Raw genomic sequence first — 8,309 nt, 5'->3', positions numbered from 1 at the left:
AGGTCGCAGGTTCAAATCCTGTCCCCGCTACTCAGTAGCACAGAGGCCCGGAGGATTCTTCCTCCGGGCCTCTCGCACGTCCGGGACCCGGACCCGGGCGCCCACCGAGGTCCGGTGACGAACTGATTTCCCATCCGGGCGACTTCCCCGTAGGGTTGCGTTCACCGACGCGGGGTGGAGCAGCTCGGTAGCTCGCTGGGCTCATAACCCAGAGGTCGCAGGTTCAAATCCTGTCCCCGCTACTCAGTAGCACAGAGGCCCGGAGGATTCTTCCTCCGGGCCTCTCGCACGTCCGGGACCCGGACCCGCTCCCGGGGGCCCCGTCGCCCCGGCTCCCCGCCACTCCCGGCCCGGTTCGGAAGCCATCCCGGAGCCGCACCGGAGCCGCCCGGGAACCGGTGCGGCGGCCGCGAATAAATCCGTTGCCCCCGTTCCGAGGAGCTGCCTAAGCTGGCTGCACACTGAAGGGAGGTGATCCTGAATTGAGTAACTACGCAACTGCGCACGTGTGCGCGTTCGACTCGCTCGGGCGCGCCTCCGTCGAGGTTACGGCCTAGTCGTAGCCCGACGGACGGGAACGCGCAGAAGTTGTCGTGCCCCCGGGACACCCTCAAGTCGAGGCCCCGGGGGTTCGGCATGTCCGGGCCGCCCATCGAGGGAGGGGCCAACCTGGACCGGTCTGGAGTCAGCCCAGGGCGCAGAGGACGCGGGCCCTCAGCGTCGCGTCTGCGATCGTGTCCGCGTCGCGCCAGGCGTATCCGCAGACTTCCTCCTCTTGCAGGGTCACGGCGCTGTCCTCTGCGGTGCGGAAGAGGAACCGGAAGTCGATGTGCTGGTGCGCGGGCTCACCCTTGGCGTCGTTGGCCGGGATGGGGTGCACGTCGATGTGCACGGGGGCGGCGTCCGCCAGGGCGATGCACTCGGGGCTGATACCGGCCTCCTCGGTCAGCTCACGGAGAGCGGCACCGGACAGAGTGTCGTCCTCCGCCTCCAGGTGCCCGCCGGGGGTCAGCCATTTGTCCAGCGCCACGTGATGGATGAACAGTGCCTTGCCGTCCCGGTCCACCAGAACGGCCCCGGCGGTGGCATGCCCCCTGAACTCCTTCCGGCTGGTCACGTCCGCACCGTCGTCCACCAGAGCAAGGACAGCCGACAGTCCCGGCTTCTCCTCGGGGTGGGCATCCAGGTAGGCCGTGACGGTCTCGCTGATGTGCTGTGCCGTGATGGGCATCGGATCACCTGTTGTAGTAGTTGAGCCAGGTAGCGGCGATGGCGGCCCGGTCTTCGCCGGGCACCTCGTGCATGGTGGCGGACAGGTCCCGCCGGGCGAGCAGCCGCACGCCAGCCAGGATCTCAGCCTGTACGAGGTAGATGAACGGACCAACAGACGCGCCGTGCAGGAAGTTGACGGCGTTTCCGTTGTTGAGCAGATAGAAGTAGTGGCCCGTCGTGCTGTAGCGGGTGACGTTCTCGCCGGAGCTGCTGCGGGTGTAGCCGTCCGGCAACCCGTCCAACTCCAACTCGTCCTCGCTGCTGGTGACGGTGGCGACGTAGGCCCCGTTTCGCAGGTTCGGGAAGTCCTCGCCCTTGAGTGCGAGCGCCCCGGTGGCGCACAGGACGAGCCCTGCGGCGGAGATCGCCCGGTCCCGGTCTCTGGCCACGCCGAACCCTTGGGAGAGCGCCTGGGCGCGCCGTACCGGGTCGATGTCGTACACCGTGACGTGGACACCCTTGGCGTGCAGCAACCTGGCGATGCTCGAACCCAGCTTGCCGAATCCGATCACCAGCGCCGGACGGCCATGCAGGATGTCTCCCCGCCCGCGCAACAGGGCCTCGGTGGAGAACACGACGGACTGACCGACAAGGAAGTCCTCCGGGTCCTTGAGCGGCGAGCGGGCCACCGAGACGACGGGGCACGGCAACTTGTCCCGCTCGGCGTACCGCTTGTGGCCGTTCTCCGTATCCTCCACTACCCCGAGGACCGTCCCGGAGAACCGGTCACACAGGGCGTCGATCACCGGGGCGAAGTAGCCCCCGACGTCGAGCAGCACCACGTGTTCGCTGGCCGCCCGGGTCTCCAGGTAGGTCACCGCCGTGTCCGGGTCGGCGAACAGCTCACGCGTCAACTCGTCACACGGGAAGCCCTGTTCGATCTCGCGGCGCGCTGCGGCGTCGATCGACTTCGGCTTGGGCAAGACCGCCCGGAGGTTCGATACCGTGCCGACCGCCCGCACGAAGGACGGGCGCTCCGGCAGCAGGTGTGTGACCAGTAGCGAGGACGGAAGAGCCTGCGGCGTGAACCGCCGTGCGATGTTCCCGAAGTAGGTGTCCAGTCGAGCGCGTTCTGAGGTCTCCATGGAGACTTCCCTCCCTTGGGCTTGCACTGGAACCCGTCCCGGCCGAATCGTTCCCCAGGCGACCGGGACGGGGGTCTGTCGGGCGCGTCAGCGCCTCGGGTGGTTGGCCTCTCGGACCCGCGCCAGCAACTCGGCCCGCCGACGCCTGTCCTCGGCCGACAGGGGCACTTCGGTGTGCTCCTCGGGGGTAAGGGCCGGCCGGGGCCCGGAGGGGCGCTCACGGGGCCACGGATGGCCCTTGAGCCGCTCGAACGGGATCACCGGTACGGAGTCCTGGGCGAAGCCGTCGGGGGCCGCCTCCGCGCCCGTCATACAAGTCCCTTGTCAGGGCAGATGTCGGCACCGCACGTGCAGAACGGCCAGTCCTGCGGGATACCCCGGCTGGAAGTCCTGGCGAGCCCCTGCTGCCGGTAGTCATCCAACGGGTTTGAGGACGGCCGGGTCTCGCGCCGCTCGGCCTTGTACTCCTCGTAGGTCTTGGCACTGCGGGCGCTGCTCTTGACCGCCACCTGTCCGCTCCCTCCGTGGCGCCTCTGCTGACACGGAAGACGCTACGGAGAGTGGGCAGTTGGTCTCTACGATGTTCTACGAGATTGCACGCGGATCACCCGAGCGAGTCAATCGCTGATGTGATCAACGCCCGCGCAGGAGCGCCGTAGACGGCCATGCTGGAGAGCTCCTGAAAGGCACTCAGGTACTGGGCGATCTCGCTCGGCGCCGTCACGGTGACGGCGGCGGTCAGAGTCTCCACCTGCGCCTGTTCGCTGTCGTAGACGGAGAACGTCTCCAGTGGCCACATACTCCGCTCGGCCCCGAACGGGATGATCCCGAGCGAGACCGCAGGTAGAGACATAACCGCCAGGAGATAGCCGAGCTGACCTGTCATCGCGTCGGCATCGCCCAGTCGGTACCGCAGCACGGACTCTTCGACCAAAACGGCGAACCGGTGGTCGCCCTCACGCAGGATGCCGGACCGAGCAAGGCGCGCGGACACGGCCTCCGCCACGTCGTCGGGTGTTCCACGAAAGCGGCTGATAGAGGACAGCAACGCCGTCGCGTAGCCATGATTCTGGAGCAAGCCCGGGACCACGGTTGAGCAGTAGACCCGGAAGACTCGCGTGCGCTCGAACAGCGGCACGTACGAGTCCTGCAACCGCTTGAGGCCCGTACGTTGAAGGCGCTTCCATTCGACGTACATCGAGTCGGCCGAGCGTGAGGCCGCTATCAGATCAGCGGCTTGGTCCTCCGCGCCACAGAGCCCGCACCACACTCGAATGTCGTCATCCGACGGCGGAGTCACAGCATTGATGATCCGAGAGGACTTGGAGGGGTGCCAGCCGGCCTGGCGGGCCAGCTCACGCCCGTTGAGACCCGCGTCCTTGCAGAGGTCCCGCAGCCGGTCGGCGAGCGCCTTGCGCGCCGCATGGACGCTGGACGAAGGGGAAGAGGGCATGAGCTGGCTGTCCAGTGCTTGGCGGGGTCAGATCCGGTAGTCGTCGTGGCGGATGGCGCGCTCCCATACGGCCTCGAAGGCGTCCGTGCAGAGCTTCGCCACAGTGGGGCTCTCCGTGACCTCGTCGCCCAAGTAGGTGCCTTCGCCAGAGAAGTGACCGAACCGCACCACTGTCCCGTCGAACACCCAGAAGTCGTTTCCTGGCAAGGCCAGATCGGATGCCTGCCGTCGAGGGAGCCACCGAATCTGTTCGCCCGCAGCCACATTGGTGAACGTGCCCTCATGGAGGTACTTGGTGTACTCGCTCACCGGCTCCGAGACGATCCGGGCCCGTCGGATGACCACACCTCGCTCAACTGCCTCGGAGACCAGATCCAGCCAGGGGCGCCACCATGACGCACGGTCCGCCGGATTGTGTCGGTGCCCCGCCCGCCATGCTGCAACTCGCGGGGCTTCGTCGGGGTCGTCGTACGAGTCCCGCATCTCAAGGTGAACTGCCGAATGCCGAGCAGCGTTTAGCAGCTCAACGAACGTCGGTGCCTTCGGCGACATCGATAGCCTCCCTGAGAGCGGCAGCCATCCTGACAGGCAGCCGCAGCACGGTCTCACTTGCGGGGATCGGACCAGCCGTCAGGCACTCGGCCGTGGTCGCCTCGTCAACCTTCCACCCCTGGATGACGAACTCGCCCGCGTCCTGGTCCACCCACACCGTCGGGCAGTTGGCTCCGTCGGTGTTCGGGTCCTTAGCGATGAAGGTTAGTGCCATGGTGCCCTCCGTTGCCGAATGGGTTGCACAGATGTGCACGACCATCACCCATCTCCGCATTGCAGTCAAGGGGTTACAGACAGTTGATCTCCTTGTCGACCGATTGAGCTGCACGCAACGTGACTCAACGCAGAAACGGCCCCGGCCCACCTCCCATTGCGGGTGGCAGGCCAAGGCCGTTGAGTGGTGAACTTCCGTCAGTCCCACACGTCGGGGTCATCCGGCTCGGGCGCCGTGATGGCAGCCCGGGGCACTCGCGAGAGTCCTAACTCGCGAATTTAGCAAGCAAGTTGAGAGCGGCACTGCGCGGCGATGGTGGCGGCGCCATTCTTCACGGTCCCGCGCTCGGCGGTCACCATGAGCCCACGCCCGGACAGTCCCGCTCCGCCTGGTCGGATCAGCCATGATCACCCCTCCTTACGGGTCGTCACGTTCCGCGCAAACCGGTCTAGCTGCGGCGAGAGTTTTTTCTCTCCCTGCCGCGCTTTGGGCCCCGGGAGGGGAGTCACCCCCCTGGGTAAACCCGCAGGTCAGGGGCTTTTGAGGGGCTTTTGGCGCTCCGAGGCCCATCCTCCGGGCTGGTGAACCGCCGTCTCGCGGCTGTGACACGACGTGCACAGCGGGCGAAGCCGTGACCAGGCGTCAGGATCGGGCACGCCACGGGCGACTAGCGATCGGCGCGACTCGGGGAAGTGGTCGGCGACCACCGCGAGGCGAGCACAGAGCACGCACCACGGGTGCGCATAGAGATAGGCCCGTCGGACCTTCGGCCACCGAGGGCCGTACGCGCTGCCACCCGGTGTGCCTCGCTGTTCGTCCGCCTCGGCCTGGTGGCGAGGGCAGCGACCACCAGTGGTCAGCTCGGGGCACCCCGGGACAGAGCACGGGGGGCGTGGTTTACGTGGCACAAGGGCACCTCCCATCTGGCAAGAGTCATGGTTTGATGACGCTCCGTCATGGGAAGATCCACCGCGCGTCGGCAGCGAGCCGGCCAGGGAGGAGACAGCCATGCCCGAGACCACGCCCCAGGGGAATTTCTTCGGCCCCGCCAAGGTGCAGATGTCACCCGAACAGATGGCAAACCTCGGGCGCATTCCCGGCCCCGAGGCGACGGCGCCCGCAGAACCGACGTTGGTCCCGGCCGACCAGGTCAAGCCCGAGGACATCGCGGCCCTGTCGATTGAGTACCGGGGCAGTCAGCCCGTGATCGTCGCTAGGGGCGGGAAGTACATCCCGGCAGGTCTCCCGGTTGAGGACGAGTCCGGGAACCCTTTCGGCGGGTCCGCGCCCGCATACGGCAGCTACCGGTGGCCCGTACGCCTCGGAGATCGCGAAGAGGTGTCTGATGGTCTCATCGGCTACTTTCAAGGGGATCATCACGACACCGATAACCAGTAAGGCATCCTCAGGTCCGGGGGCGGAGACGGCTTGCGCAAAACAGCATCAAAACGGCGTGTTCGCCGCTCCGAAGTCCTCGCGCGTCTTGGCCTGGTGGCACGGGCGGCACAGCGGCCATACGTTGCTGTCCGTGTCCTCGCCACCGAGGGCAAGCGGGGTCCGGTGGTCTATGTCGACCAGCCCGGCGGGGAAGCTCTCGCCGCACAGCTCGCACCGTGCCGAGCCCGCTCGATCCACCAGCCGGCGAAGCCTCTCGGCGCCGCTGTAGTGGCATGAGACCAGCCGTTGCAGGCGCCTGCGGGCTCGGACACTCGGGCGCGCTTCGTAGGCCGCGTGGTGGGCCTCGCAGCGTCCCCGATGGGTCGGTACCTCGGGGCAGTCGATACAGCGCATGTGCCGCCCCCTGATCGGTAGTTGGGGGACGGGCCACGGCGACACGTCCGGCTGTGGTCCGTCCTGGTGCCCGCCCCCGGACTCGAACCGGGATGACACGCGCCCTGGTGGACGCGCTGCCTGGCCGTTTCGGCTAGACGGGCTCTGTGTGGCAGGCGAACCGGATCACCCCTGCCTCGGGCACCCCGGAGCTTCCGCCGTCGGTGCCGTTCCTGTGGTCCTGGTGCCCCTTGCGGGGCGGGTGGGGGCCGCACTCGGTTAGTCCCTTTCGGTGCGCCCTGGCGGACGCCGTTACTCGGGTTGGTGCGGTCCCCGCTGGTGCTCTGCCTCACGACTCCGGCGGGACTACCGGCGGGGTGATCGGTCCGCCGTCCGATCGCCTCGGCGTCACGTCCACGGCCAGCAGCCGGCTCGGGTCGTCCGGGTCGCGCATCGACTGGACGCCGCGCAGCATCGGCGCCCCGCCGTTGAGCACCGGCAGGCCCGTTGCAGCGTCCGACCACACGGGCCGCCCCTGCGCATCGCGGGGAAAGTGCGGATAGGTCCCGTCCGGGCCGGGGTCGAGTGCGTCAGCGACCATGTCAGTCCGTCGCTTCGATGTAGGCGGTCCGCTTGGCCTCTAGCTCCGCTTCATAGGCGTTCCCGACCTCGGAGGCCATACGCTCGACAGTCCCGATCAGGTCATCCACCAGGCGCAGGTCATACATGCGCGGATCGGGCACGGTGCCGGTCTGGCCGATGGCGGACTGGGCTCGCTGGGCGGCGTGCATGATCTTCTCTCGCTTGTACCGCTCGGCGCGCGACGCCATGTAGGCCATGAACCACGGTTCCTCGGCGAGCAGTTCGGCGAACCGCTCCCGGTTGGCCTTGTCCGCGTCGCTGGTCTCCTGCGCTCGCCCCTTCCACGAAGTGACGAAAGCGCGGTCGTACTCGGCGGCACGCTCGGCACGGCGGGCCTGCTCGGCCTCAGCGGCGACCGCCAGGGCGGCTTCGGCTTCAGCGAGCGGGGCCGTGAGCTTGTCGGCCTGGGCGCGCAGCTTGGCGAGCTTGTCAGCGGCTCGGGTCACGTCGTTGGTCATGGTCAGACCTCCTGGTTGGTCGGGGCGGACACGTTTCGGCCGAGCTGTACAGCGGCAGCCTTGTCGGCCTCGTAGTGGGCGAGGGAGATACGCATGAGCGGGCTCACCTGGTCGTACTGCTCGGGACGGTCGCGCTTCATCTCGGCGAGCCGTTCATGGGCGGGGCTGTAGCGGAACGCGTCAGCGCGCAGACGGAGCTTCTTGGTCTCGTTGCTCTCGTACCGGTAGCGGGAGCCGCTTGTGTCGGTCATGGGTACCTCCGTTAGTCCGTCCGCTGACGGCATGAAAATGCCCCTGCCCGGCTGGGAAGGGGCCTCACTGTTATGGAGAGTGCAGACATGGCAGCGAAAGAGAAGCGCGGGCACTCGGTCCGCCCGTCCGTCAGCGGGGTGCGCGGTAATCCCGGCTTCTCTCTCGGCATGTAGTGGAGGGCGAAGGTTTCCCGAGGCCCTTCCGGACCGGAACACCGTTTCTCTCTACCCTGTAGTGGAGAGCGGAGGTTTCCCGGGACCGAGCAGCAGTGACGATTTCGAGCCTTGTTCCATGTTCTCTTAGATTTCCAAACGCTAGAGAAACCAGAACCACCCTCGAAATCGTCACTTCGTCACTCCCGCTGCTCGACCGACCGTCGGTCCCTGCCCGCTGTGCGGCTGAAGCTCGGGGTATAGGGCGCCCTAACAGACGCCGGTTCCCGGGCGGGTGCAGTCCCCACGCTCTGCCTCACAACTCCGGCGGCCACCCGGCGAGCGGGTGCGTGGTGCACGGGCAAAGCTGGTAAGAGGGGCACTCGGTCCGCCGTATCCGTCGGAGGGTGCGCGGTAATCCCGCTCTCACTAGGTAAGGAGGGGGAGCAATTCCAGCGG

At 67.3% G+C, this 8,309-nt stretch carries 11 protein-coding genes and 2 tRNA genes; 2 read left to right on the top strand and 11 right to left on the bottom strand.

Annotated features, from left to right (window positions below; genetic code table 11):
• Positions 1–168 precede the first annotated feature (168 nt).
• Positions 169–242: transfer RNA gene (locus tag ACFWA9_RS19505), tRNA-Met, on the top strand.
• Between the two features lie 443 nt (positions 243–685).
• Here the strand turns inward: ACFWA9_RS19505 and ACFWA9_RS19500 are convergent.
• From ACFWA9_RS19500 to ACFWA9_RS19475, 6 genes are all read right to left on the bottom strand, one after another.
• A complete protein-coding gene (locus tag ACFWA9_RS19500; RefSeq protein ID WP_380388482.1) occupies positions 686–1,231 on the bottom strand; it encodes an NUDIX hydrolase in 546 nt (181 codons plus the stop codon).
• A 4-nt stretch (positions 1,232–1,235) separates the two neighbouring features.
• Positions 1,236–2,357, bottom strand: a complete 1,122-nt coding sequence (locus tag ACFWA9_RS19495) for an NAD(P)-binding domain-containing protein (RefSeq protein WP_380388480.1) — start codon at positions 2,355–2,357, stop codon at positions 1,236–1,238.
• Positions 2,358–2,665: 308 nt separating this feature from the next.
• Positions 2,666–2,866 carry a hypothetical protein gene (locus tag ACFWA9_RS19490; protein WP_380388478.1) on the bottom strand — a complete coding sequence of 67 codons (201 nt, stop codon included), beginning with the start codon at positions 2,864–2,866 and terminating at the stop codon, positions 2,666–2,668.
• 95 nt (positions 2,867–2,961) lie between these two features.
• Entirely contained in the window at positions 2,962–3,810 is an 849-nt protein-coding gene (locus ACFWA9_RS19485) for a helix-turn-helix domain-containing protein (protein WP_380388477.1), read from the bottom strand.
• A 27-nt stretch (positions 3,811–3,837) separates the two neighbouring features.
• Positions 3,838–4,362: a DUF6879 family protein gene (locus tag ACFWA9_RS19480; protein WP_380388475.1), complete on the bottom strand. Its 525-nt coding sequence runs from the start codon at positions 4,360–4,362 to the stop codon at positions 3,838–3,840.
• The gene (locus tag ACFWA9_RS19475; RefSeq protein WP_380388473.1) at positions 4,334–4,576 is read right to left on the bottom strand and encodes a hypothetical protein; all 243 of its coding nucleotides are present in this window, start codon (positions 4,574–4,576) and stop codon (positions 4,334–4,336) included. Before ACFWA9_RS19475 ends, ACFWA9_RS19480 begins: the two co-directional genes overlap by 29 nt.
• A gap of 1,008 nt (positions 4,577–5,584) precedes the next feature.
• On the opposite strand from ACFWA9_RS19475, the gene ACFWA9_RS19470 reads away from it, so the two are divergent.
• Positions 5,585–5,974 carry a hypothetical protein gene (locus tag ACFWA9_RS19470; RefSeq protein ID WP_380388472.1) on the top strand — a complete coding sequence of 130 codons (390 nt, stop codon included), beginning with the start codon at positions 5,585–5,587 and terminating at the stop codon, positions 5,972–5,974.
• A gap of 45 nt (positions 5,975–6,019) precedes the next feature.
• On the opposite strand, the gene ACFWA9_RS19465 is transcribed toward ACFWA9_RS19470, so the two are convergent.
• The 5 genes from ACFWA9_RS19465 to ACFWA9_RS19445 all read right to left on the bottom strand — a co-directional run bounded on the left by ACFWA9_RS19465 (position 6,020) and on the right by ACFWA9_RS19445 (position 7,697).
• Positions 6,020–6,367 carry an HNH endonuclease gene (locus tag ACFWA9_RS19465; RefSeq protein WP_380388470.1) on the bottom strand — a complete coding sequence of 116 codons (348 nt, stop codon included), beginning with the start codon at positions 6,365–6,367 and terminating at the stop codon, positions 6,020–6,022.
• 64 nt (positions 6,368–6,431) lie between these two features.
• Positions 6,432–6,510, bottom strand: a tRNA-Trp gene (locus ACFWA9_RS19460).
• A 185-nt stretch (positions 6,511–6,695) separates the two neighbouring features.
• Positions 6,696–6,872 carry a hypothetical protein gene (locus tag ACFWA9_RS19455; protein WP_380388468.1) on the bottom strand — a complete coding sequence of 59 codons (177 nt, stop codon included), beginning with the start codon at positions 6,870–6,872 and terminating at the stop codon, positions 6,696–6,698.
• A gap of 76 nt (positions 6,873–6,948) precedes the next feature.
• Complete coding sequence (locus tag ACFWA9_RS19450) at positions 6,949–7,446, bottom strand: hypothetical protein (RefSeq protein ID WP_380388466.1); 498 nt, start codon at positions 7,444–7,446, stop codon at positions 6,949–6,951.
• Between the two features lie 2 nt (positions 7,447–7,448).
• Complete coding sequence (locus ACFWA9_RS19445) at positions 7,449–7,697, bottom strand: hypothetical protein (RefSeq protein WP_380388464.1); 249 nt, start codon at positions 7,695–7,697, stop codon at positions 7,449–7,451.
• Between the last annotated feature and the right edge of the window lie 612 nt (positions 7,698–8,309).

The sequence above is a fragment of the Kitasatospora sp. NPDC059973 genome (genome assembly GCF_042737525.1).
Classification (GTDB): domain Bacteria; phylum Actinomycetota; class Actinomycetes; order Streptomycetales; family Streptomycetaceae; genus Kitasatospora.
Note: the sequence above shows the minus strand (reverse complement) of the source record. Positions and strands in the feature narration are given on the sequence as shown.

Coding starts and splice junctions, on each gene's coding strand:
- ACFWA9_RS19470 (WP_380388472.1), top strand. CDS start 5,585: ATGCCCGAGACCACGCCCCAGGGGAATTTCTTCGGCCCCGCCAAGGTG.
- ACFWA9_RS19495 (WP_380388480.1), bottom strand. CDS start 2,357: ATGGAGACCTCAGAACGCGCTCGACTGGACACCTACTTCGGGAACATC.
- ACFWA9_RS19475 (WP_380388473.1), bottom strand. CDS start 4,576: ATGGCACTAACCTTCATCGCTAAGGACCCGAACACCGACGGAGCCAAC.
- ACFWA9_RS19485 (WP_380388477.1), bottom strand. CDS start 3,810: ATGCCCTCTTCCCCTTCGTCCAGCGTCCATGCGGCGCGCAAGGCGCTC.
- ACFWA9_RS19450 (WP_380388466.1), bottom strand. CDS start 7,446: ATGACCAACGACGTGACCCGAGCCGCTGACAAGCTCGCCAAGCTGCGC.
- ACFWA9_RS19480 (WP_380388475.1), bottom strand. CDS start 4,362: ATGTCGCCGAAGGCACCGACGTTCGTTGAGCTGCTAAACGCTGCTCGG.
- ACFWA9_RS19500 (WP_380388482.1), bottom strand. CDS start 1,231: ATGCCCATCACGGCACAGCACATCAGCGAGACCGTCACGGCCTACCTG.
- ACFWA9_RS19465 (WP_380388470.1), bottom strand. CDS start 6,367: ATGCGCTGTATCGACTGCCCCGAGGTACCGACCCATCGGGGACGCTGC.
- ACFWA9_RS19445 (WP_380388464.1), bottom strand. CDS start 7,697: ATGACCGACACAAGCGGCTCCCGCTACCGGTACGAGAGCAACGAGACC.